A 25800-nucleotide genomic window follows, 5' to 3' on the forward strand; every position below is an offset into this window, starting at 1 on the left:
ACATGTCAAAAGCCTATCAGGAAGCGGGAGTGAACATCGAAGCCGGCTATGAAGCGGTTTCCAGAATGAAAAAACACGTTGAGCGTACGAAACGCGAGGGTGCCATCGGTCTGCTCGGAGGCTTTGGCGGTGTCTTCGACCTGTCTGCTCTGAATTACCGGAAGCCGGTTCTTGTATCGGGTACAGACGGCGTCGGAACGAAGCTTAAGCTCGCTTTTATGGCGGATCGTCATGATACAATTGGGATCGACGCAGTGGCGATGTGCGTGAACGATATCTTGGCTCAAGGTGCGGAACCGCTTTTTTTCCTGGATTATTTAGCCCTTGGAAAAGCAGATCCTGAAAAAATTGAGCAAATCGTTAAAGGGATTGCCGACGGCTGCGAGGAAGCAGGATGTGCGCTGATTGGCGGCGAAACGGCTGAGATGCCCGGCCTTTACAATGAGGGTGAATACGATGTTGCCGGCTTCAGCGTTGGCGGAGCAGAAAAGGATGAGCTTGTGACCGGGGCAGGGATTAAACCGGGTCATGTGCTGATTGGACTCACCTCAAGCGGTCTTCACAGCAACGGCTTTTCACTTGTCCGGAAAATTCTCCTCGAAGACAGCGGACTCCAGCTGAACCAAACAGTTGAGCCATTGCAAAACCCGCTCGGCGAGGAGCTTTTAACACCAACAAGAATTTATGTAAAACCTGTTATAAAAGTGCTGAAGAATGTAAAAGTGGATGGGATGGCGCATATTACCGGCGGCGGTTTTGTTGAAAACATTCCGAGGATGCTGCCGGAGGGACTGGGCGCAGAAATTGACTATGGTTCATGGCCGATTCCGAAGATTTTTGACCTTCTTGAAGAAAAAGGAAGCCTAAACCGGGAAGAAATGTTCAACATTTTCAATATGGGCATCGGCTTTGTCCTTGCCGTCAGTCCGGAACGAATTCATGATGCGATTGGAATTCTTGAGGAGCATGGCGAAAAAGCCTTTATTATCGGACGGGTGAAAGAAGGTTCCGGGGTCGAATTCGGCGGTGCTGCACTATGATGAAAAAATCAAAAATCGCCGTTTTCGCATCAGGAAGCGGCAGTAATTTTCAAGCCATTTCAGAAAAAACGAAGAACGGGGAGCTCGATGCGGAAATTGTCCTTCTCGTCTGCGATAAGCCTGGTGCCCCTGTAACGGAAAAAGCAAGATTAGCAGGTGTTCCGGTCCTGGAGCTATCACCAAAATCATTTGAAAACAAAGCTGCCTATGAAGCTGAAATTCTTGCAAACCTTGAGAAGAACGGGACCGAGTGGCTCATCCTGGCAGGCTATATGCGTCTGATCGGGCCTGTTCTCCTTGATGCTTTTCCAACCAAGATTATGAATCTCCATCCCTCGCTGCTTCCGAAATTTCCAGGGAAGGATGCAATCGAACGCGCCTTCCAATCAGGAGATACGGAAACCGGCATTACGATTCATTATGTGGATGAAGGAATGGACACAGGTCCGATCATCGACCAGATGAGAGTCGCTATTCCAGAATCTCTTGAACAGCTAAAAATAAATATTCACAAGGCGGAGCACGCTTTTTTCCCCGCCGTCCTTCAGCATGTACTGAAAATCAAGACAGAGGTGAAGCAATCATGACGATTAAACGAGCACTAATCAGCGTATCCAATAAAGAAAATCTTGTTCCGTTCGCGAAGCGCCTTGGTGAACTTGGGATTGAAGTGATCTCGACCGGCGGTACGAAAAAAATGCTTCAGGAAGCGGGAGTAAAGACAATCGGTATCTCCGAGGTAACAGGCTTCCCTGAAATCATGGATGGCCGCGTCAAAACTCTTCATCCGGCCATTCACGGCGGACTTCTTGCCGTAAGAGACAACGAGAGTCATATGAATCAGCTGAAAGAGAACGGCATTCAACCAATCGACTTAGTTGTCGTGAATCTATATCCGTTCAAAGAAACGATTTCCAAACCGGATTTCACATTCGATGAAGCAGTTGAAAATATCGATATCGGCGGCCCCGGCATGCTTCGTGCATCGGCTAAAAATCACGGGGATGTTACGGTGATTGTTGATCCTGCTGATTATAATTCCGTTCTGGATCAAATTGAAAAAGACGGAGACACAAATCTTGAATTCAGACGCAGGCTTGCTGCGAAAGTATTCAGACACACAGCTGCCTATGATGCTCTGATTGCAGAATACATGACATCCATTACAGGAGAAGAAAATCCTGAAACGATGACCGTTACATATGAAAAGAAACAGGATTTGCGCTACGGAGAAAACCCGCATCAGAAGGCTGTATTCTATCAAACGCCTCTTAAACGGAAGGCATCCATTGCGGAAGCGAAGCAGCTTCACGGCAAAGAGCTTTCCTATAACAATATTAAAGATGCAGACGCTGCCCTTCAGATTGTACGTGAATTCGCAGCGCCGGCAGCTGTGGCCGTTAAGCATATGAATCCATGCGGAGTCGGAACAGCCGATAGCATTGAACAAGCCTATCAGCGTGCTTTTGAAGCAGATCCCACCTCTATTTTCGGCGGAATCATCGCGTTGAACAGAGAAGTGAATGCCGCAACAGCAGAGAAACTGCATGAAATTTTCCTTGAAATTATTATTGCCCCTTCCTTTTCAAAGGAGGCATTGGAAATCTTGACGTCCAAAAAGAACCTCCGACTCTTGACGATTGAACAGGAGGAAAAAGGAGCAGCAGCCAAGCAGCTTGTGTCCGTTGCAGGCGGTCTGCTGGTCCAGGACGAGGATACGCTGACAATTGATGATGCGGAAGTTTCCATTCCAACAAAGCGTGAGCCGACGGAACAGGAGTGGAAGGATTTGAAACTTGCCTGGCAAGTGGTCAAGCATGTAAAATCCAACGCGATTGTTTTGGCGAAGGATGAAAGGACAATTGGAATCGGGGCAGGACAGATGAACCGAGTCGGCTCTGCAAAAATTGCGATTGAACAAGCCGGAGCAAAAGCAGAAGGAAGCGCAATGGGATCCGACGCATTTTTCCCAATGGGAGATACAGTGGAAGCCGCAGCAAAAGCCGGCGTCACGGCCATCATTCAGCCGGGAGGCTCCATCAAAGACGAAGATTCCATTCGCGCTGCAGATGAGCATGGCATCACAATGGTATTCACAGGCATTCGCCATTTCAAGCATTAAGAAGGGAGAGCGATCCTTTTGAACGTACTCGTAATCGGACGCGGAGGCCGCGAGCATACCATCGCATGGAAGCTCGCTCAATCCGGCAGGGCGGAAAAAGTATTTGCGGCACCGGGAAATGACGGAATGACCGATTGTGCGGAAAGAGTTCCAGTGGACGAGCTTGATTTTGCCGGCCTTATTGCTTTTGCAAAAGAGAATGAAGTCGGATTAACGGTGGTTGGTCCTGAAGTCCCTTTACTCGAGGGAATCACAGAAGCCTTTGAAAAAGAGGGGCTGCGGATTTTTGGACCGTCAAGCCAGGCCGCGATGGTGGAAGGCAGCAAGCAGTTTGCGAAAGAGCTGATGGAGAAATACCGCATTCCGACTGCGGGATATGCGGCTTTTACCTCCTATGAAGAAGCACGGGCGTATGTGGAGACAAACGGGGTTCCGATTGTGATCAAAGCGGACGGACTGGCAGCCGGAAAAGGGGTCACGGTTGCCATGACAATGGAGGACGCACTTCAGTGCCTGAAGGATTTCCTCCTCGATGAAAAGTTTGGTGAGGCGAGTAAATCCGTTGTCATAGAAGATTTTCTAGAGGGAGAAGAATTTTCCCTCATGGCCTTCGTGAATGGAGAAAAAGTGTATCCAATGGTCATCGCGCAGGATCACAAACGTGCATTTGACGGCGACCGCGGACCGAACACAGGAGGAATGGGCGCCTACTCTCCTGTACCGCAAATACCGGAAGAGGCGGTGGCTGAAGCGATCCGGTCCGTGCTTGTGCCGGCTGCGAAGGGCCTTGTACAAGAGGGGACACCTTTTACCGGAATCTTATACGCAGGACTCATGCTGACGGCAGACGGTCCGAAAGTCATCGAATTCAACGCGCGCTTCGGTGATCCGGAAACACAAGCCGTTCTTCCGAGAATGAAGAGCGACCTGGTCGACGTGATCGAAGCAGTGATGGAAGGCCGGGACTTTGAAATTGAGTGGACAGATGAAGCCGCCGTTGCCGTGGTGCTTGCTTCAGAAGGATATCCTGAAGCGTACGAAAAAGGAACGATGCTGAACGGACTGGCTGAAGCCGGGGGTGAAGCTGCGGTATTTCATGCAGGTACAAAACGCTCTGGAGACACCTTCGTTTCCGACGGCGGCCGGATTCTCGCAGTTTCTGCAAACGGCAGGACCATACAGGAAGCACAGGAAAAAGCCTATAAATCGATTCGATATCTGGACGGGAACGGCGTTTTTTACCGGACGGACATTGGAAATAAAGCAATTACAGCAAAAACCCCCTACTGAAAAGGGGGTTTTTAGTATATGCTGCTCCGATATCGGCGAAAAAAAGGATATATCGGCGAAAATATCAATATATCGACGATTTTTATAGGATATCGACGATTTTTTATTTTTATCGGCGAAAATAGGAGAATATCGATTATTCGGGAGAATTCGATAACGCCCTCCCCTTACAAAACAAGCCATACTAAAAAGAACCCATATCCAATAAAATATAAGGAAGGAGGAATGAGCCATGGACGAAAAGTACCCGATAGGAACCTTCCAGCATGAAGGGAACATTTCAAACGAACAGGTGGAGAAATGGATCACTCAAATTGAAGAACTGCCTCAGCAGCTGCGTCAAGCGGCAGGCCACCTTACGGAACAGCAGCTGGATACCCCATACCGTCCCGGCGGATGGACTGTACGCCAAGTCGTCCACCATCTGGCTGACAGCCATATGAATGCGTTTATCCGATTTAAGCTTGCCATGACAGAAGAACGGCCGCTCATCAAACCATACAATGAAGGCGCATGGGCCAGGCTTTCGGACTCAAGTTTGCCTGTTGAGCCTTCGCTTCAGCTGATTGAAGCCCTTCATATCCGGCTGGTGGACGTGCTGCGAAGCCTGACTCATTCTGATCGAAAACGGGTTTTCGTACATCCAGACTCCGGTGAGGTATCACTCGGGAGAAACATTGGTCTGTATGCCTGGCATGGAAGGCATCACCTTGCACATATTAAGAGCACCATATAAAACAAGCCTCCGCACATGCGGAGGCTTGTCCTCATTTTTTATAGGATGTTGCCTAGCAAACCGCCAAGCAGACCATCATCATCTTCGTCTTCGTTATCACTGCTGCCTTCATCCTCGTCATTTAAAATACTGCTTAACGATAAGCTGGCCCCAACATTTAAATCAAGCTCCTGGCTTTGCTCATAGCTCCAGCCCATGCTTTCCGCCCAGTCCTGCAATTCATCTTCGCTTATGCCTTTTTCATCGGCCCATTTTTCCAGATCACCGGCTTGCCAGTCATTTTCTTCAGCCCATTTGCTGAATTCATTGTAAGAAAAGGACTGTTTGGACTCATACTTTGCATCCAGCACCGTTTCTAAATCCAAGTCTGTTGATTTCTCTTGTGCAGATGCGGCTCCGCCTGCTGCTCCCAAAGCGAGTGAAAGGGCTAATCCTGATGTTGCGATGGTTTTAAACATTCAAAATCTCCTCCTTAAAATTTAGAATCACCAAGCATACGGAGGGAAATCAGAAAAAGATCAGTATATTTCAAGGGTTGGGAGGAAGGGGCTATGATCTGTAAAGGATGTTATTTACCTGTCATAATTAATAGATTTAAAAGGGTTTTTCTGTAATTTGAAGGGTATGAGAGATGATAAAGAGAGAGAAAAGATGTGGAATTTTCAATATGCTGCTAAAAAATAGAGGCTATGATCATGCTTTTTATTTGTTTCTGGCAGAGTACCCAAATACAAAACTGAGAAATAATCGGAAACGAATAAGGGACAAGGCTGCTATAAAACCGTCAGCGTTGCCCCTCAAAAAGCAGTTTGGAAAAAAGGATTTTTATTTGGCCGTTTCTTCAAATTCAGTAATCGTAGCGGAAAATTTTATTTGAGTCTCTTTGATGATGGTTTGGAGGCTGTTTGTGATGCTGCTGACTTTTTGCGCTTCTTTTGTGATGTTCTCCACGTTGGAGTTAACTTTATCAATTGCTTCGTCAACGTTCGTTGATAATCTGCGGATTTCATCTGCGACCACTTTAAAGCCTTTTCCTTGCTCGCCAACCCGTGCTGCTTCAATTGCCGCATTTAAGGCGACCATATTGGTCTGTGATGAAATATGACTGATGGTTTTGGAGGTCTGGCTAATCAAATCGGTTTGGTTTTGCAGGGCCTGAACTGCCTGAATGCTTTCCTTTGTATTGGCAACGACCAGATCCGCTAATTCTTCAGGCATGCTTTTCAGGTCGGATATAATGGTATGCGTTCTGCTTTCATGATCCGTTATATTGGTAGCAATTTTTAAAACGGCTGTTACTTCTCCGGTTTCATCTGCAACGGGAATATAGGTTGCCTCAAACCAAAGCAGACTTCCGTTTTTGCTCACACGCAATATTTTCTCCTGAAACTTCAGCCCTTTTTTCAAATTTGACCACAGGGCCTGGTATTCCTCGCTATTCTGAAATGCTTCTGTGCAAAACTCCTGGTGCTTCATCCCGGTCATTTCTTCGGGCCGGTAGCCCATCGCTGAAGCAAAATTCCCGTTTACCCATATGACTTCTTTGTTCAAATTGAATTCAATCATAGCCAAATGTGTTTCCAGCGCTTTTAAAACGGCATCTGTACTTAAGACTTGAGTAATTGTCATTCGATTGTCCTCCAAATCCCACGGTATATATTAGGTATATCGGACCACAAAGAGAATTTTTTTAGTAAAATAAAGAACGTCCTGCAAACAGGACGTCCATCTTATCTAACCCGTCTTTTCCTTCTTACAAAAACAAACGCCAGCGCCACAATCCCGCCGATCAGCGAAGCGTAAACAAAAATCATGTCCCTCATGTATTCAAGAAATCCCAATCCATCACCTCATTTTAAGGGGTCTGTCCCCTGGTGTGATAAAAGAATAAAGCTTGGGCACCGGTTACCGAGAGGCTTTGCCGCTCAAGGGCTTGCGGCGCTAAGTCCTTGCCCCCTTTTGCGTTAAAGCAGAGCGGGACTGGCACCGGGTCAGTCCCGCTCTCTAATAAAGAAGTAAAGCTCCGGCACCAGCGCTGGAACACATTGCAACTAATGGCTTCCCGACGTCTGGTCTCCGTCCCCATTTGCTTTAAAGTAAAACGGGACTGACCCGCTAGCAAATGTTAAGATCTCAAGAAGGATTATAGGTTTCACCGCTGTGCTCATCATCCTGATTCGTTTCTTTCGCCTGATCATACATAAGCGTCAGCGGGCAGAAGCGCAGAATTCCTTCTCCAACTTTCATAGCTCCAAGAATGATCAGAAGAATGAGTGACTCTCTCCATGGTTTTTTTGAATATTTGGCAGAAGCAACAGCAACTATTGTTAATCCGGCAGTAATGCGAATCAGGGCATTCACAATGCCGATATTAGGTTTAATCATGGGAAGACCTCCTTAAATTATGAAAAGTTTTCAAATTATTTTGTTCTTTTATGCATTAACGTATTAATTGTGATAACATGAAAAGGAAAATTAAGGACGCAAACTGCACTTTCGTGAAAGCGTTTGCCTAATGATTCCAGAAGGAGGATTCTTCGATGCCGGAACACCGTGCCGTTTGGAAAAATGACCAGATTCGCGAACAAATCCAAGTACTTGACCAGGAAATGGCGCCGACAATCCTCTTGAAGAATGCGGTCATTTTAAACTCATACTTGAAGCAATGGATCCATGGAAACGTTTGGATATATGGAGATCGCATTGTTTATATAGGCGAAGAGCTGCCGAAACATTCAGACCAGACCGAAATCATGGATTGTGAAGGGCTGTATCTTGTACCGGGATATATTGAGCCTCATGCCCATCCTTTTCAGTTATATAATCCCCAGACATTGGCCCGATATGCAGCTCAATATGGAACAACAACGCTGATTAGCGACAATTTAAACCTGCTGTTTCAAAACGATCAAAAGAAAGCGCTTACTTTGTTGAGACACTGTTCAGAGGAGCTCTTTCATCATTTTTGGTGGGCTCGGTTCGATCTTCAATCTGAAGTTGATAAGGAAGATTTCATCCTTTCTCCTGACAGGATTTCCGCATGGCTCGACCATGATTGCGTCTTGCAGGGAGGCGAGCTGACGGGATGGCCAAGCCTGCTTTCCGGAGATGACCTCATGCTTGACCGGATTCAGGAGGCTAAAAAGAAACGCAAGCGTGTGGAAGGGCATTTCCCTGGAGCATCTGAAAAAACACTTACTAAGATGAAGCTCTTTGGAATAGATGCCGATCATGAAGCTATGACTGGCAAAGAGGTGTACTCGCGGCTGCTTGCAGGCTACACGGTTGCACTCAGACACTCTTCAATCAGACCGGATCTTCCCAAACTGCTGAAGGAAATCAAGGAACTGCCGATCGCCTCCTATGAGCATTTATTTTTAACGACAGACGGGGCAACCCCGGCTTTTTATAAAGACGGGGTGACGAATCCTTTAATAGAGATGGCTCTGAACGAAGGAGTCGATCCAATTGATGCGTATCATATGGCAAGCTTTAATATTGCACGCTACTATGGAATTGATCATTTGCTTGGCTCGGCTGCAGCAGGCCGTTTTGCAACATTGAACTTCTTAGAGGATCCTTTGAAGCCGAATCCGGTTCATGTTTTGGCAAAAGGGAAATGGCTGAAAAAGAATCGTCAAAATCTTCAAGAGGATTTGGAGGAGCTGCCTTGGAAGGACTGCGGATTTTCTCCTCTCAGCATGACGTGGGGGCTGACGATGGATGACCTTCAGTTTTCCATGCCGCTCGGTTTGCACATGGTGAATGGCGTCATCATGCAGCCCTATTCCGTCAGCCGGGATTTGGCCACAGATGAATTATCCACTGACCATGATGAATCATTTCTGGCTTTGATTGACCGGAATGGAAATTGGAGAATTAACACCGTACTGAAAGGATTTGGCGGAGTAAAAGGCCTGGCAAGCTCCTTCTCGGCTACTGGCGACATTTTGCTGATCGGCAAAAATAAGGAAGATATGATTGCCGCTTATAAACAGATGGTTGAAATCGGCGGCGGCATTGTCATCTGTGAGGATGGCAGCATCTGTTATGAACTTCAGCTTGAACTGAACGGGACGGCTTCCAAAGCAGAGCTGCCTGAGCTGATGGATAAATACCGGGAGTTCCATTCCTTTCTTAAGGAGAGAGGATACGCATTCGAGGATCCGATTTACACGCTGTTTTTCCTTTCCTCCACCCATCTCCCATTTGTCCGGATTACACCAAGGGGAATTTTCGACGTGAAGAAAAAAACGATACTCTTTCCGTCGATAATGCGTTAAAATAGGAAAGGATAACGAATAATTATAACTAAGATATTATTTTCTTCCATTTCCTTTGAATTTTAGACTGAATGCCATAGATTAACATATAAAAAGGAGAATGACTGCATGCAAATTGATAAATTGCGCGGCAAAGAGCTTGATCAACTGTTTGAATCAGTGCTCTCCCTAAAAGACTTGGATGAATGCTATCGGTTTTTTGACGATTTGTGCACGGTGAATGAAATTCAATCTTTGGCACAGCGCCTTGAAGTGGCAAGAATGCTTCGCGAAGGGTTTACGTATCATAAAATTGAGACGCAAACGGGTGCAAGCACAGCAACCATTTCCAGAGTAAAGCGCTGCCTGAATTATGGAAACGATGCTTATACAATGGCGCTTGAGCGCATTCATAAACAGCCAAATGAATCATAAGAGAGACGCCCGCTGAGGTGTCTTTTTTTGTGCTTCTTTTCCATCAATCAATGCCCGGCTAATAGTGTTCAACCCACCTTAATTTGATATAATAATGAAATGGTTAAAAGGGAGGCGTACATGATGTACGATGTAAAAGAATGGCGCCACGCGTTTAAGCTAGACCCGGACAAGCTGATTACGGATGAAGACCTGGAGCAGGTTTGTGAATCGGGGACAGATGCGATTATTATTGGCGGAAGCGATCATATAAACGAAGAGGATATTTTAAATTTAATGGCCCGTGTTAGACGGTACCTGGTACCATGTGTTTTGGAGGTTTCGAACCTGGAAGCCATTGTTCCCGGATTTGATCTTTATTTTATCCCGACGGTTTTCAACAGCCGCGATCCAAAGTGGATTGTCGGGCTTCATAAAAATGCGCTAAAAGAATTCGGGGAATTGATGGACTGGGATGAAACGCTTGTGGAAGGCTACTGCATCTTAAATGAAGACTGCAAGGCCGCTAAACTGACGGATGCCGATACTACCATTGAGCTTGAGGATGTAAAAGCCTACGCCCGGATGGCGGAAAATATGTTCCATCTGCCGATATTCTATTTGGAATACAGCGGTACATATGGAGATCCTTATATTGTGGAAGAAGTGAAATCCGTTTTGAACAGCACGAAGCTGTTTTACGGAGGAGGCATCACGACTCCTGAGAAAGCAGCGGAAATGGCTGAATTCGCGGATACGGTCATTGTCGGGAATGTCATTTACGATGATTTAAAGGCAGCTCTAAAAACCGTTGGTGCAGTGAAAAGCTGATTGCAAAAACAAGTGGATAGAATTAAAATAAAAGTAAGAACAAACGTTTGGTTAGGCGGTGGAAATAGTGGATTTTATAGCACAGCAGTTATTAAACGGATTAAATGAAGAGCAGGGGAAGGCCGTAAAAGCTACTGATGGGCCTCTTTTAATTATGGCTGGAGCGGGAAGCGGAAAAACCAGAGTGCTTACTCATCGGATTGCTTATTTAATGGCAGAAAAACGAGTGGCTCCCTGGAACATTCTTGCTTTGACCTTCACAAATAAAGCAGCAAGAGAGATGAAAGAGCGGATTGGACGCCTTCTTGGACCAGGAGCCGATGATATTTGGATTTCAACGTTCCACTCCATGTGTGTCCGTATTTTACGAAGGGACATCGATCGGATCGGAGTGAACCGGAATTTTTCCATCCTCGATTCAGCCGATCAGCTGTCCGTCGTAAAGTCCATCCTTAAGGAACGGAACCTTGATCCGAAGAAATATGATCCCCGTGCCATTTTAGGCTCGATCAGTTCGGCAAAAAATGAATTGATTGATGCGGAAGAATACGCCAAGTCCTCAACTGGCGGTATGTTCGAGCAAATCGTCAGCGATATTTACACCGATTATCAGAGAAAGCTGCTGAAAAACCAGTCGCTGGACTTTGATGACTTGATCATGACGACCATCCGCTTATTCGAAAGAGTTCCTGAGGTCCTTGAATTCTATCAGCGCAAGTTTCAATATATTCACGTGGATGAGTATCAGGATACAAACAGAGCACAGTATCTGCTTGTCAAAATGATGGCCTCCCGTTTCCGTAACCTGTGTGTGGTAGGGGATTCGGATCAGTCCATTTACGCATGGCGCGGAGCGGATATTTCCAACATTCTCTCCTTTGAAAAGGATTATCCGAATGCAGAAGTGATCATGCTTGAGCAAAACTACCGCTCAACACAAAGAATTTTGAATGCAGCGAATCAGGTCATTCAGAATAACTCCAACCGCAAGCCGAAAAATCTTTGGACGGAAAATGCTGAAGGAGCGAAGCTGAGCTACTATCGCGCAGACTCTGAATCAGCAGAAGGCCAATTCGTAGCAGGGAAAATTAAGGAGCTGTACGATCAGGGGAAAAGGAAGTTTTCAGATTGTGCGATCCTTTACCGCACCAATGCCCAATCACGGGTAATGGAGGAAATCCTGATCAAGTCGAGCATTCAGTATCAAATCGTCGGGGGAATCAAGTTCTATGACAGGAAAGAGATCAAGGATTTGCTCGCCTACCTACGGATGATTGCGAATCCGGATGATGACATCAGCTTTGCCAGAATCGTTAATGTGCCGAAGCGGGGAATTGGAGCGACTTCAATCGACCGTGTGGCAGGCTATGCGGCAGAGAATGATCTTTCCATGTACCAGGCCATTCACGAGGTAGACTTCATTGGATTGCCGGCAAAGGCGACGAACGCACTGATTGAATTTCGTGATTTAATCCGCAACCTCACCGGTATGCAGGATTATTTATCCGTCACAGAATTAACGGAAGAAATTCTTGAGAGATCCGGCTACAGAGAAATGCTGAAATTGGAGAAGAGCATCGAAGCACAAAGCCGCCTTGAGAATATCGACGAGTTCCTGTCGGTTACGCAAAACTTTGAAAAAAACAACGAAGATAAAACCCTCGTTTCCTTCCTGACGGATCTCGCGCTCATTGCCGATATCGACTCGCTTAGTGAAGAAGAACAGGAAAAACAGGATGCGGTCGTTCTTATGACGCTCCACTCGGCAAAAGGACTGGAATTCCCTGTCGTTTTCCTAATGGGAATGGAGGAGGGAGTATTCCCTCACAGCCGTTCTCTCATGGAAGAAGGAGAGATGGAAGAAGAGCGCAGACTTGCATATGTAGGGATTACAAGGGCTGAAGAAGAGCTGTATTTAACCAATGCCCAGATGAGGACGCTTTTTGGCCGGACCAATATGAATCCCGAATCCCGGTTCATTGCTGAAATACCTGAGGAATTATTGGAAAACCTAAATGAGAGTAAAAAAACGATGACCACCCCGTTCGGCAATACGAAGCGGGACCGCCAGCGCATGGCCCAGGTCCAACGTCCGGTAAAAGCTTCAACCGGCGGAGAAGGATTTGACTGGGGTGTTGGCGATAAAGCCGAGCATAAAAAATGGGGTGTCGGAACCGTTGTCAGTGTGAAGGGCGAGGGTGACAGCAAGGAACTCGATATCGCCTTCCCAAGTCCGGTAGGCATTAAGAGGCTTCTTGCAGCATTTGCTCCCATAAAAAAAATGTAATGATCACGGATAGCTTTAGGAAAGGGTTGGGATTATGACCGATTTTCAATCATCCCAGAAGAGAGTTCAGGAGCTGCATGAGCTTTTAAACCGCTACAATTATGAATACCACGTTCTGGACAAACCAAGTGTACCAGATGCCGAGTATGATCAGCGCCTCCATGAGCTGATCAGTCTTGAAGAACAGTTTCCAGAGCTGAAAACGCCTGATTCCCCTTCCCAGCGTGTTGGCGGAGCGATTTTGGAAGGCTTCAGCAAGGTCGAGCATAAGACGCCGATGCTCAGCCTCGGCAATGCATTCAATGATCAGGATTTGCGGGATTTTGACCGCCGTGTCCGCCAAAATGCAGGAGACGAGGTTCAATATGTCGTAGAGTTAAAGATCGATGGCCTCGCTGTATCGCTCCGTTATGAAAACGGAGTGTTCGTCCAAGGAGCGACAAGAGGGGATGGCTCCATCGGGGAGGATATTACCGAAAATCTCCGTACGATCCGCTCAATCCCGCTCCGCCTGAGAAAATCCTTATCCATTGAGGTAAGAGGCGAAGCATTTATGCCGAAAAAATCGTTTGAAAAGCTAAACGAGAAAAAAATTGAGCTGGAGGAAGAGCCGTTTGCAAACCCGCGGAATGCGGCTGCCGGCTCTCTCCGCCAGCTCGACCCGAAAATTGCCGCGAAACGTAATCTCGATATTTTCGTCTATGGTATTGGAGACCTTGGTGAAACAGGAGTTGAAAGACAAAGTGAAGGTCTTGATCTTCTGGATGAGCTTGGTTTCAAAACGAACCTTGAAAGAAAGAACTGCGAAACCATTGATGAAGTCATTAAAATTTTGCACACCATTCAGGAGCAGCGCAATACACTTCCATACGAAATTGACGGAGTCGTTATCAAGGTAGATGCGCTGAGTCAGCAGCAGCAGCTTGGATTTACAGCGAAAAGCCCGCGCTGGGCCATTGCCTATAAATTCCCGGCAGAAGAAGTGATGACAAAGCTGCTTGATATTGAACTGAACGTGGGAAGAACCGGAGTCATTACACCTACAGCCATTCTTGAACCTGTCCGGGTAGCGGGGACGACTGTTCAGCGCGCTTCCTTGCACAATGAAGACCTGATCCGTGAAAAGGATATCCGTTTAGGTGATTACGTCATCGTGAAAAAAGCGGGAGATATTATTCCAGAGGTCGTAAATGTTCTCGCTGACCACCGAACCGGTGACGAAAAAGAATTCGCGATGCCAACCGAATGTCCGGAATGCGGCAGTGAACTCGTCCGCATCGAAGGGGAAGTGGCATTAAGATGTATTAATCCGATGTGCCCTGCCCAGCTTCGCGAAGGTTTGATTCACTTCGTTTCAAGAAACGCCATGAACATTGACGGTCTTGGCGAGCGCGTGATTGCCCAGCTTTTTCAGGAAGGGTTAATAACCGATGTGGCAGACCTGTATGAGCTCTCAAATGATCAGCTGCTTGCTCTTGACCGGATGGGTGAGAAATCAACGGAGAATCTATTGAATGCCATTTTAAAATCAAAAGAGAATTCTCTTGAAAAACTTCTGTTCGGACTCGGAATCCGCCATGTAGGCTCAAAAGCTGCAAAAACACTGGCTCAGAATTTTGAAACGATGGACCGCCTTATGGAAGCAGGCCGTGAAGAACTGCTCGCTATTAACGAAATTGGGGACAAAATGGCCGATGCCGTCGTTACGTATTTTGAAAAACCGGAAGTGGCCCAGCTCATCGAAGAACTGAAAAGCCATGGAGTAAATATGAATTATAAAGGGCCGAAGCTTGTCGCACCTGAAGAAATCGACTCCTACTTTGCCGGCAAAACCATTGTGCTGACCGGCAAGCTTGAGGAAATGGGCCGAAATGAAGCAAAGGCCGAGATTGAAGCATTGGGCGGAAAAGTAACAGGCAGTGTCAGCAAAAGCACAGATCTCCTGATAGCCGGGGAAGCAGCAGGGAGCAAGCTGTCAAAAGCACAAGAGCTAAGCATTGAAATATGGGATGAAGCAAGAATGATAGAGGAATTAAAGAAATAAAGCAGGGAGTGGGCATTCTTTGAAAAAATGGATCGTCATCCTGGCGGCCTGCAGCATGCTATTAAGTGCATGCGCACCAAGCTTCGGAGATGACAATGAAGTCGTTCAGGAAACAAACAACGAAAAGCAGAAGGCGATTATTCCGAAAAGCACCATCTCTGACGCTGACTACAGCGTTGTCCTCCCCTTCAAAACGGGAGCAGCAAGAGGCCTTACGGCTGAAAACCTGAACACAAGACTTGACCTTGACCAGTTCGAAACAGGCTTAATGGACCTCGCTCAAGAGCCATTTCCATCGAAAAACAACTATTATTATCAAGAAGGCCAATATCTGAAAGAAGATCAGGTACGCGGCTGGCTAAGGTATAAGTACGAAGGAAAAGCACTCGAAACAAAAGAAAAAGAAGCTAAAGACAGCAAACAGGAATTCAGCAACGCCGGGCTCAATCCGGTCATATCCGACCTTGAAGCAACAGACACTCCAAAATATCTGGCAAGTGTCCTTGAACAAAACTATTTCAAGAGGGTAGACGACAAAACGATCGAGCTTGGCGGTGTCATGATCGGGATTGCCTTAAACTCCGTTCATTATTATAAGCAGGATGATATTGCAAAAGAATCCAAACTGGACAGCTCCACCATCCGCAAGGAAGGCGAAAAAATTGCCGCTCAAATTGTAAAGCAAACACGCCAAAACAAAGAACTGGCAGATGTCCCGATAACAGTAGCGCTGTATGTCCAGCAGCCGAAATCCTCAATCGTGCCAGGAGAATTTATCGCGAAAAGCGAAGCAAAACCGGGAAGCAGCAACCTGGAAGGCTGGAAGGATATCAACGAAAGCTATCAATTCTTCCCATCACCGGAAGCCAAATCAGAAAAACCGGAAGACGCGGATACATTTGAACGCTTCAAAGAAGAAATCGGCGATTATTTCCCTAACTACACGGGCGTAATCGGAAAAGCCCATTATAAAGACGATGAACTGAAGGAACTGAAAATCGAAATTCCCATGCAGTTTTACGGAAAGGCAGAGGTTATCGGCCTCACCCAATTCGTCATCGAAAAAATCAACCAGTACTTCCCGCAGGACTATATTGACCTGGAAATCAACATCACCTCCACCGGCGGACAGGAAGCTCTTATCACCCGCAAAGCAGGGGATAAGAAACCTGTTACGCATATATTTAAATAATGTTTTTGAGACTGTCTGAATGATGCGGGCAGTCTTTTTCTGTGCGGTGGGGGGGCGGTTGTGGCGAATATTCGTGTGACTGGTGCAGCTGAGCGCTGGGTGGAGACCTGTGCGCAATTGAGTACGCCGGTGGACCAGTGGACCTGTGCGCGCCTGACCCGCACTCTGCTAAAGCATGAAAGCTCCGGCACCGTGCCAGTCCCGCTGTTCTCTGCCAGATTAAAGCTCTGGCACCTGTGCGATTAACACCTTTTTATAGAAGGGATTGCAGACATTAGTCTTTGTCCCCCGATGCTTTAAAGGATAGCGGGTCAGGCGCCGCGTTTACATTTCTGTTCGTTCGGCCGCTTCGCCGTCTCACAGCGCTTGGTGAGCTCCCTCTCGAACTTGGTCTGTGTCTAGCTCCGGCGGCTAGCCCTTCGGCCGCTTCGCTTCTTCGGTCGAGGGCCCGCAGGATGCGGGTCAGTTCTGCGTTGCGACAGGACGTCGCGCCTTTAGCAGAACATCTTTACTAGGAGCGCCTCTCGGTCAGAAGCTCCACCGTCTCTCAGCGCTGGGCAAGCGCCCTCCGCTTTTCTTAGTAAAATAAAATTTGTAACAATCATTTCTATGTTTGAATGGTTGGGAATAATCAGTTAAGATAGATTTGTAACCGTTTTATTTTAAAAGGAGGCGTATTTTAATGGTAGTACCTTACAAGCATGAGCCGTTTACGGATTTTTCGGTAGATTCTAATAAGCAGGATTTTGAGAAAGGATTGGCAACAGTAGAATCCTATCTTGGGAAAGATTACGATTTGATTGTAGGTGGAGAGAGAATTTCCACTGAAGATAAAATTGTTTCTATTAATCCGGCAAATAAAGAAGAGGTAATCGGACGCGTTTCTAAAGCAACTCGCGAGATTGCGGAAAAAGCGATGCAGGTTGCTGATGAGACGTTCAATACATGGCGCAAGACGAAGCCAGAGGTTCGCGCAGATATTCTTTTCCGTGCTGCAGCCATTGTACGCCGCCGCAAGCATGAGTTCTCTGCCTTGCTTCTTAAAGAAGCTGGTAAACCATGGAATGAAGCAGATGCAGATACGGCAGAAGCCATTGATTTCATGGAGTACTATGCGCGTCAAATGCTGAAGCTGAAAGACGGACAGCCGGTTGAGAGCCGTCAAGGCGAATACAACCGCTACAGCTATATTCCGCTTGGAGTAGGTTTGGTCATTTCTCCTTGGAACTTCGCATTTGCGATCATGGCTGGAACGACAGTTGCTGCACTTGTAGCAGGAAACACAGTTCTATTAAAACCAGCTTCCACGACGCCGGTTGTGGCAGCGAAATTCATAGAAGTTTTAGAAGAAGCAGGCCTTCCGAAGGGCGTTGTCAACTATATTCCTGGAAGCGGTGCAGAGGTTGGAGACTATTTGGTTGACCACCCGCGCACTCGTTTCATTTCCTTCACAGGTTCCCGCGATGTAGGCTTGCGCATTTATGAGCGCGCATCCAAATTGAGCGAAGGCCAAATTTGGCTGAAGCGTGTAATCGCTGAAATGGGCGGTAAGGATACGATTGTAGTAGATAAAGAGGCAGATCTTGAGCTTGCTGCACAATCGATTGTAAAATCTGCTTTCGGATTCTCCGGTCAAAAGTGCTCCGCTTGTTCCCGTGCGGTGATCGTAGAAGATGTATACGATCAAGTTGTAGATCGTGTGATTGAGCTGACAAAAGAGTTAACGGTTGGCGATACGACTGACGGTTCTATTTTCATGGGTCCGGTTATCGACCAGGCTGCTTTTGATAAAATTATGGAATATGTTGAAATTGGACGCAGCGAAGGACGTCTTCTGGCAGGTGGAGAAGGGGACAGCTCAAAAGGCTACTTTATCCAGCCGACTGTTGTGGCAGACGTTGATCCAAAAGCCCGTGTTATGCAGGAAGAAATCTTTGGACCATTTGTTGCCATTGCCAAAGCGAAGGATTTCAATGAAGCGATTGAAATTGCCAACAACACAGAGTATGGTCTGACTGGTGCTGTTATTACAAACAACCGTGATCACATCGAGCAGGCGAGAGAAGATTTCCACGTCGGAAACCTTTACTTCAACCGCGGATGTACAGGTGCCATTGTAGGTTATCAGCCATTCGGAGGATTCAATATGTCCGGAACCGACTCAAAAGCAGGCGGACCTGACTATTTAGTTCTTCATATGCAAGCGAAAACGACTTCTGAAACGCTTTAATAGAATAAGAGAAAAGCCCGCTGAGTTCGCTCAGCGGGCTTTTTTACACGCGAAAAAAGCCATTCAACCCTTAAGGTGAATGGCTTTTCCCTATTTTAAACAAACGTTTATTTGGTTTCTTTGGCCAAAACGGTTTCCATCTCTTTGAAGCCATCTACCACTTCTTTAGAAGGCTCTGCCGTCATTTTGCTTACCACAATAACAGCAAGCAGACTGAGGAAGAATCCTGGAATCATTTCGTATAAGAAATCCGTCAGACCAGGAATGGTCAGCCAAATCAGTACAGTGACTGCACCCGTAATCATGCCGGCAAGTGCGCCCCATTTCGTCATGCGTTTCCAGTAAAGACTAAGCAGGATTGCAGGTCCGAATGCGGAACCGAATCCAGCCCAAGCATTTCCAACCAAATCAAGGATTGTTCCGCTTGGCTTAAGAGAAAGCAGGATTGAAATGATCGCTACAACGAGCACAGCCAGTCTTCCGACCATAACCAGCTCTTTATCTGAAGCATTGCGCTTAAAGAAGGTTTTATAGAAATCCTCTGTCAGAGCACTTGATGTAACAAGCAGCTGGGAGGAGATCGTACTCATAATCGCCGCGAGAATTGCAGATAGCAAGAATCCTGTAATAAGCGGATGGAAAAGAACATCTGCAAATTTGATAAAGATTGTTTCCGGGTTCCCTAAGTCAATTTGATTGGCTTTTACATAAGCAATACCGACAAGTCCAGTCATCAAGGCACCCACAATAGAAACAATCATCCAGCTCATCCCGATGCGGCGGGCCGGCTTTAATTCTTTAATGGAGTTGATTGCCATAAAGCGGACGATAATATGAGGTTGACCGAAATAGCCTAATCCCCATGCAAGAAATCCGATGATTCCCAGAACAGTCGTACCGCGGAATACATCAAACAGCTTAGGATCAATTGCCTTAACTTGATCGACCGTAGTACCTAAACCGCCTAAATCAATCAGGGCAACAACAGGTACTAAGATCAGGGCTAGAAACATGATGATTCCTTGTACAAAATCCGTCAAACTGACTGCAAGGAATCCGCCAAATAGAGTATAGGCGATTACGACACCTGCTGTAATCAGAAGTCCGGTCATATAGCTTAACCCAAAGGAGGATTCAAACAGCGTTCCTCCAGAGACCATTCCTGCAGAACAATAAAGCGTAAAGAATATCACGATAACAATCCCAGAAAAAAGGCGAAGCATTTTGGATTTGTCGTGAAAACGATTTTCGAAGTAATCCGGAATTGTAATTGAGTTATTCGCTACAATGGTATAAGTTCTAAGTCTTGGAGCAAGTATTAAGTAGTTTGCATAAGCTCCCAGCGTTAATCCGATGGCAATCCACATGGCAGCAAGCCCTGTAGAATACATTTCCCCAGGCAGTCCCATGAGCATCCATCCGCTCATGTCGGAAGCACCTGCAGAAAGTGCGGTAACAGCAGGACCGAGTCCGCGTCCTCCAAGCATATAGCCTTCTACGTCACCGGTAGATTGCTTAAACGCATAAAACCCGATTCCGAGCATCATAATGAAGTAGAGAGCTAATGATATATAAACTCCAATTTCCACAATATCTCTCCTATTCTCATTTTTTTTGCTACTAACAAACCGCTCAAAACCTTTCACACGGGATGAACCATCCCTCCGCACACGCTTAAAAGCTGTACGTCTCCGCTATGAGGACAGCGGACATCCATGTTTTGTCGTCATTTCATTTGAGCAAGGAAAGTGATCCTGCTCACCCCGAAAAAGAATACAGCCCTTACCGCCGGCAATTCCGGCTTACCTTCTGGAAAATTAGCGCAGCTTTGTCATCTGGAGAATCCAGGCAGAGAAGAAAAACAACAATATATGACAAATCAGGGTCTCTTTTTACAGGAAGGATTGATCAAGAAAGGGATTACGCTGAATCTTAACTGGTGTGAAATGGCGGCGAGCACCGTTCGCAGCTTACGGTTTCTTAACCTATCAAATAAATCCCCAATATTCAAGCAGTCTAAACGTGTCGGAAATTGGAAGCGGTAGCGGGATGTATAAGTTTCATGGTTATGTAAGCGATTACTCGAATGAATTGAAGTAAAACTATTCTGAAAATAAAATTTGGCCTATTTTAGGAAAACGCAAGACTGAAAGGACCTGCTTTTTCGACAAACTCTTCAAATGTTATTTAGGGCGATATCCTTAATTTTCATCCATTTACAAAAACTTTAAAATAATTCTCATAAAACTACAATTCAAAGTGATACGGTTTGGAGGGAAGCGACTGAAAATAAGGTGAAACGGGGAGATGAAGATGAGAAAGCCACGCAGGTTATTAACCGTACTTTTTGCATCTGTATTAGCTGCTCAAACGGCTGCCGCAGGAGTGATGCTGCCAGTTCAAAACGCATCTGCGGAAGAGACGGGCTATTCATTGGGACAAGTCATTGATCAGTGGGAGAAAAAGATTGCACCGGGAATTGAACAGGAATCGGTCACAATTGGAAGCAGCCGCGGAAGGCAGGAAGCGTTTGTTATGAACGTGGACTTGGATTCACAAAATCTGGAGATCGACGCGGGTCTCCCAAATGGAAAAGACCTTGGCATGCAGCCGGTCCGCCAGCAGGCTGCAGCCGTCTCAAAGCCCGGACAGGTTGTAATCGGGGCATTTAACGGAGATTTCTATAACATGTCGAGCGGAATTCCAAATGGAACTGTTATCCACGATGGCCGCATCCTTAAATCAGGATACAAGGAATCATTCGGGATGAAGAAGGATGGAACGCCGCTCTTCGGTATTCCAGGGGTTCAATTTAAGCTCCATTCCGACGGAAACATTCAGCATATTGATAATTTAAACGGAACGAGATCAAATAACCTGCTCGTCTTATATTCAGATCCATTGAAGTCAACCGGGACGAACACAGCCGGAACGGAAGCAGTTTTGACGATTGAGTCCGGGGATGTACATAAACCGGGAAAAATGAAAGCAAAGGTCGAATCGGTTATTGAGGGAAAGGGCAATCAGTTGATTGAAGAAGGAAAGCTTGTTCTGTCAGGCCACGGAACCAGTGCTGAAAAGGTAAAAAACCTAAAGCCGGGTCAGGAAATTGAAATTGAAACACAGATTTCATCTCAATGGCTGGAAGCAGAAGAAGGCTTGAGCGGCAATCATAAGCTCGTTCAAAACGGCCAGAAGGTCAATTTGGTTTCAGATGACTTTACAAAAGCAGTGGCTCCCCGGACCGCTGTCGGGAAAAAGGCGGACGGAACGATTTTCTTTGTTGTCATTGACGGCCGCTCACCGGGATATTCAGAGGGAATCACTGTTTTCGAGCTTCGTGACATGATGTTTGAAATGGGCGCTGTAGAAGCATTGAATCTCGATGGCGGCGGATCCTCCACCTTTGCAGCAAGACAGCCGGGTGAAGATGGTCTGGGCCTCGTCAATCGTCCCTCCGATGGCTTTGAGCGCGCTGTCGCTAACTCATTTCTTATTACAACATCTGCTCAGCCGGGAAGCGTGAGCCAGCTTGCGATGCAGCCCGACCACCTGCTCATGCTGAAGGGAAGTACTGAGGATCTTGATGCAAAAGGAATGGATGCAAATTTCTTCCCTCAACCAATAAGCGGGGAGGCGGACTGGTCCATCTCTGATTCCGCCCTCGGAACAGTGGATGAAAAAGGACTGTTCACAGCAGGAAGCAAAGCCGGAAAAGGCATGGTCCTTGCGAATAAAGACGGGGCAAAAGGATCATCGGCCATTACCGTAACGGATAAATTAAGCAGCATCCAGCTTCCGCAGGATTCCTTAACCGTGAAAAAAGGAGATGAAATCAACCTCGCCCCAAAAGCTATGCTTGACGGGAAAACGGTTGACGCCGATCCATCCCTTTTTGAATGGAAGATAGAAGGACAAATCGGAACCGTTGATAAAAATGGAATATTCAAGGCATCAAGCCAAACGGCATCCGGAAAAATTACCGTTCAATACGGAGGGATAACCGATACGATGGATATCCAAGTAGGAAAGCTGCCAATCATTCTAGCAGACTTTGAGAAGGATTTTGCGAATTGGACCTATAGCGGAGCCCGCTTCAACTCCATTTCCATCAAGCAGACAACCTATCCGGAGCCTGCCAGATTCGGAGAGCACTCCCTTCAGCTCAACTACGATTTTTCAGGAACAACGGGAACTTCTGGTGCATACGCCCATCCGAAGCAGCCAATCACGATTGAAGATTACCCGGAATCCATTGGAATGTGGGTATATGGCGACGGAAAAAATCACTGGCTTAGAAGTCAGATGAGAGACGGGAACAACAGCGCGTTCGCACTTGATTTTACAACAAAAATGGACTGGACCGGCTGGAAATACGTCGAAGCAAAAGTACCTGCAGGAAAGGCCCTTCCTTTAAAAATGGACCTGCCCGTCCGACTCATGGAGACGAGCGATGCCAACAAAAATGCAGGCTCGATCTATGTTGATAACATCCGGGCTGTATATGGCGAAACAAACGATGATTTAATAAACCCGTCGATCGAATCTATCCAGCCTTCTGATCAAGCAAAGGTAACCGATGCAAAGCCGGTTATATCAGCCATCGCAAAGGATGAAGACACCGGGATCAACCCGGCTCGCATTACGTTGAATGTAGACGGAAAAGAAGTGAAAGCTCAATTGGATCCTGAATCCGGCAAAGTTTCCTACCAGCCGGGAAGCCCGATGCTGGACGGATACCATATGGCCAAACTTACCGTTCAGGACAACTTCGGAAACGAAACAACGAAGTCCTGGACGTTTGAAACCGAAGCCGGCCAGCCTGGCTTCAAAGCGACTGCCCCTGAATCTGCCTACATCGGCGGAGCTTTCCCTATCAAGCTTCAGGCAAGCAAAGCGGAGCAGCTGGATACGCTGAAGCTGAAGTTAAAAGCCAATTTAAAAACAGAAGGCAGCTCTGTAAATCTATCTGAATCCATTACCTCCGATATGATTGTAAAAAACGAGATGACAGAAGACGGTACGATCGAGCTTGAATTAAAAGGATTGAACAAGTTGAAAGGCGATAAAGAAATTGGGATCCTGCCGCTTTCTATCCCTGCTTCGGCAAAAGGAAAAGCAGCGGTTGACTTCGTTTCGGGATCACTTGGAGAAACCGATCTGTATCTACCGGACATCGAAAAAAATCTGAAAGCCCATTTTAATGTCAGCACTGACCGGGCATCTACTGGATTTCCGTCCAAAGTAACAGTCAAGGATGAAAATGGAAAACCTGTTCAGGGAGCAGAAGTAAAGGTAACAGCACCGGATTACAAGATTGCGAAAGTAAAAGCGAAAATGACTCAAATCCGAAAAGAAGCGAATGACGCCTCGGAAATGGTGGCACCGGTATCAAAGAACATTGTGCTGGCTGTGACGAAAACAGAGGGGGGCTGGCTTCAAGTCCGCCTGGGAGATGTGCAGGGCTGGCTCAAAGCAGCCGATGCCGAGCTAAGTGACTGGACATTTGGCAAAACCGGTTCAGACGGTACCATTAAAACGAACCTGCTATCTGTCATGCCCGGGAAAGTAACAATCCAGGCAGCAAAAGAAAATAAATACAGCTTCACACAGGAAGTAAATGTGCTGAAGCATCTTGGAACGAACAAACCGGAAAGACTGAACGTTACTTTCACTGGCAAACCATCAAGCCGCAATATCAGCTGGACAACAGCTCCGCAGGTCACAGACTCTGTCGTTCAGATTGCCAAATTAGAAGATTACAAGAAAGATGGCTTCAACGGCAAACGATTTACAGCCAAAAATGGCAAAAGCACACCGCTTGCCATGGACGAAGGCGAGCTTCAGGCCCATACTGCTGAAGTCATCGGACTGGTACCGGGACAAACGTACATGTACCGCGCTGGAGATGGAACGCCTGAAGGATGGAGCGAACCTGCAGAAATCAAAGCAAACGAATCGCGGAAAGACCCATTCACCTTCCTGCTGATGGGAGATACCCAGGCACCGCCGAACCAAACGGAATCGGGCTTCGGCATCTACACGGAACTGTTTAAAAAAGCAAAAGCGGACCATCCGGATGCCGCATTCATGATGCACGTCGGCGATATGATTGATGATGGAAACCTATACTCGCACTGGAATGCATTCTTTGAATCTATGAAAGACAAAGAACTCGCGCCTTCCACCGCCATCATGCCAACCGTCGGAAACCATGAAAACATCGGCACTGGCGTCAACACATTCAAGAGCCTGTTCAACATGCCGGACAACGGCCCGGACGGCTTTGAAGGAACCGTTTACTCCTATGACTACGGCGACGCACACTTCGCCGTCCTGAACACCGAAACGGACACCGCAGGTCTCCAAAAACAGGCAGACTGGCTCATCAAAGACATGGCTAAATCGAAAAAGAAATGGAAAATCGTCACCTATCACCGCTCGCCATACTACTCCAATCCTCAAGGCGGAGCAGAAGCAGTCAAAAGTGTATTCCCGAACGCATTCGACAAGGCAGGCATTGACCTCGCCATCTCAGGCCACGACCACGCTTACGTTCGAACGCACAAACTGAAAGACGGCAAGCAAGTGGAAAAAGGCGGCACCACTTACCTGATTGCCGGCTCAACCGCCGGTAAATTCTACGACGCCGTCCCGCAGGATTACATGGATGTGTATTTTGAAGAGAAAACACAAGTGTACTCCAGCGTAACGGTAGGGGAAGATGGAATAAAGATTACGGCTAAAGCACGTGATGGCCGGGTAATTGACGATCATACGATTACGAAGTGACAGGGTTTGAAACCGGGGGCAGGGTGCTGCTCCTGGTTTTTTGCGGTTTTTGCACTGACCCCCAGCACAGCACCGCATCGGGGGTCAGAGGAAGAAGCCAAGTAAGTGCTGGAGGACAAGAGGTGGTGAAGGATGGGGACGGAGGTTTAGTGCGGTAGAGAAGCGGGGGTCAGTGCAAACTTTATTGACTGGCGCCCCAACACACCCGCTGCGGCGCCTGACCCCACATGCATCACCGCAGCGGGGGACGGAGACGAAAGCATGTGAAGGCTTATGTATCGAGGGTTTACAGAGCCGGTGCCAGAGCTTTAGTTCGGCAATAAACAGCGGGACTGGCACCGTGCCAGTCCCCACATCCTTCACCGAAGCGGGGGACAGAGACCGAAGTCACTCAGCCCTTGCGTACCAATGGTTTACAGCATCGGTGCCGGAGCTTTCATCCTTTAGCGAACCGCGGGTCAGGCGCAGCCCAAACCACCGTCCCAACCACCGCCCAACCGCCAAGTCTGTGAATTGCCGCCCCCCAATCCCGCAATGCCTTGCTTTATAGCACTAAATTT

Annotated in this window: 18 protein-coding genes; 13 read left to right on the forward strand and 5 right to left on the reverse strand. The window is 47.0% G+C overall.

Annotated features, from left to right (window positions below; genetic code table 11):
- The first annotated feature begins 2 nt into the window (after positions 1–2).
- The 5 genes from purM to WCV65_RS02280 all read left to right on the forward strand — a co-directional run bounded on the left by purM (position 3) and on the right by WCV65_RS02280 (position 5188).
- Complete coding sequence (purM, locus tag WCV65_RS02260; protein WP_035407740.1) at positions 3–1040, forward strand: phosphoribosylformylglycinamidine cyclo-ligase; 1038 nt, start codon at positions 3–5, stop codon at positions 1038–1040.
- Entirely contained in the window at positions 1040–1627 is a 588-nt protein-coding gene (gene purN / locus WCV65_RS02265) for a phosphoribosylglycinamide formyltransferase (protein ID WP_338779704.1), read from the forward strand. Before purM ends, purN begins: the two co-directional genes overlap by 1 nt.
- Positions 1624–3162, forward strand: a complete 1539-nt coding sequence (gene purH / locus WCV65_RS02270) for a bifunctional phosphoribosylaminoimidazolecarboxamide formyltransferase/IMP cyclohydrolase (RefSeq protein ID WP_338779706.1) — start codon at positions 1624–1626, stop codon at positions 3160–3162. The genes purN and purH overlap by 4 nt, the downstream gene beginning before the upstream one ends.
- A gap of 18 nt (positions 3163–3180) precedes the next feature.
- Positions 3181–4452, forward strand: coding sequence for a phosphoribosylamine--glycine ligase (purD, locus tag WCV65_RS02275; protein ID WP_338779708.1), 1272 nt, complete (start codon positions 3181–3183; stop codon positions 4450–4452).
- Positions 4453–4684: 232 nt separating this feature from the next.
- Positions 4685–5188 (forward strand): YfiT family bacillithiol transferase, encoded by a 504-nt coding sequence (locus WCV65_RS02280; RefSeq protein ID WP_035407728.1) that lies wholly within the window; start codon positions 4685–4687, stop codon positions 5186–5188.
- Positions 5189–5226: 38 nt separating this feature from the next.
- On the opposite strand, the gene WCV65_RS02285 is transcribed toward WCV65_RS02280, so the two are convergent.
- From WCV65_RS02285 to WCV65_RS02300, 4 genes are all read right to left on the reverse strand, one after another.
- A complete protein-coding gene (locus WCV65_RS02285; protein ID WP_338779710.1) occupies positions 5227–5646 on the reverse strand; it encodes a hypothetical protein in 420 nt (139 codons plus the stop codon).
- Positions 5647–6013: 367 nt separating this feature from the next.
- On the reverse strand, positions 6014–6817 hold the full coding sequence (locus tag WCV65_RS02290; protein WP_338779712.1) for a methyl-accepting chemotaxis protein: 804 nt from the start codon (positions 6815–6817) through the stop codon (positions 6014–6016).
- A 101-nt stretch (positions 6818–6918) separates the two neighbouring features.
- The gene (locus WCV65_RS02295) at positions 6919–7029 is read right to left on the reverse strand and encodes an EYxxD motif small membrane protein (RefSeq protein ID WP_331712027.1); all 111 of its coding nucleotides are present in this window, start codon (positions 7027–7029) and stop codon (positions 6919–6921) included.
- 292 nt (positions 7030–7321) lie between these two features.
- Positions 7322–7573: a DUF2892 domain-containing protein gene (locus tag WCV65_RS02300; RefSeq protein ID WP_338779714.1), complete on the reverse strand. Its 252-nt coding sequence runs from the start codon at positions 7571–7573 to the stop codon at positions 7322–7324.
- 155 nt (positions 7574–7728) lie between these two features.
- On the opposite strand from WCV65_RS02300, the gene WCV65_RS02305 reads away from it, so the two are divergent.
- From WCV65_RS02305 to pruA, 7 genes are all read left to right on the forward strand, one after another.
- Entirely contained in the window at positions 7729–9471 is a 1743-nt protein-coding gene (locus WCV65_RS02305; protein ID WP_338779715.1) for an adenine deaminase C-terminal domain-containing protein, read from the forward strand.
- A 108-nt stretch (positions 9472–9579) separates the two neighbouring features.
- Positions 9580–9885: a YerC/YecD family TrpR-related protein gene (locus WCV65_RS02310; RefSeq protein ID WP_035407713.1), complete on the forward strand. Its 306-nt coding sequence runs from the start codon at positions 9580–9582 to the stop codon at positions 9883–9885.
- Between the two features lie 123 nt (positions 9886–10008).
- Positions 10009–10695, forward strand: a complete 687-nt coding sequence (locus tag WCV65_RS02315) for a heptaprenylglyceryl phosphate synthase (RefSeq protein WP_338779718.1) — start codon at positions 10009–10011, stop codon at positions 10693–10695.
- A gap of 67 nt (positions 10696–10762) precedes the next feature.
- Positions 10763–12982 carry a DNA helicase PcrA gene (gene pcrA / locus WCV65_RS02320; RefSeq protein WP_338779720.1) on the forward strand — a complete coding sequence of 740 codons (2220 nt, stop codon included), beginning with the start codon at positions 10763–10765 and terminating at the stop codon, positions 12980–12982.
- A 34-nt stretch (positions 12983–13016) separates the two neighbouring features.
- Positions 13017–15026, forward strand: coding sequence for an NAD-dependent DNA ligase LigA (ligA, locus tag WCV65_RS02325; protein WP_338779722.1), 2010 nt, complete (start codon positions 13017–13019; stop codon positions 15024–15026).
- Between the two features lie 19 nt (positions 15027–15045).
- The gene (locus WCV65_RS02330) at positions 15046–16218 is read left to right on the forward strand and encodes a CamS family sex pheromone protein (RefSeq protein WP_338779724.1); all 1173 of its coding nucleotides are present in this window, start codon (positions 15046–15048) and stop codon (positions 16216–16218) included.
- 682 nt (positions 16219–16900) lie between these two features.
- Complete coding sequence (gene pruA, locus WCV65_RS02335) at positions 16901–18448, forward strand: L-glutamate gamma-semialdehyde dehydrogenase (RefSeq protein ID WP_338779726.1); 1548 nt, start codon at positions 16901–16903, stop codon at positions 18446–18448.
- Between the two features lie 107 nt (positions 18449–18555).
- Here the strand turns inward: pruA and putP are convergent, their stop codons facing one another.
- Entirely contained in the window at positions 18556–20037 is a 1482-nt protein-coding gene (gene putP, locus WCV65_RS02340; protein ID WP_338779728.1) for a sodium/proline symporter PutP, read from the reverse strand.
- Between the two features lie 724 nt (positions 20038–20761).
- On the opposite strand from putP, the gene WCV65_RS02345 reads away from it, so the two are divergent.
- Positions 20762–25240, forward strand: a complete 4479-nt coding sequence (locus WCV65_RS02345) for a phosphodiester glycosidase family protein (protein ID WP_338779730.1) — start codon at positions 20762–20764, stop codon at positions 25238–25240.
- Positions 25241–25800: the final 560 nt, after the last annotated feature.

The organism is Metabacillus sp. FJAT-52054 (assembly GCF_037201815.1).
Classification (GTDB): Bacteria; Bacillota; Bacilli; order Bacillales; family Bacillaceae; genus Metabacillus_B; species Metabacillus_B sediminis.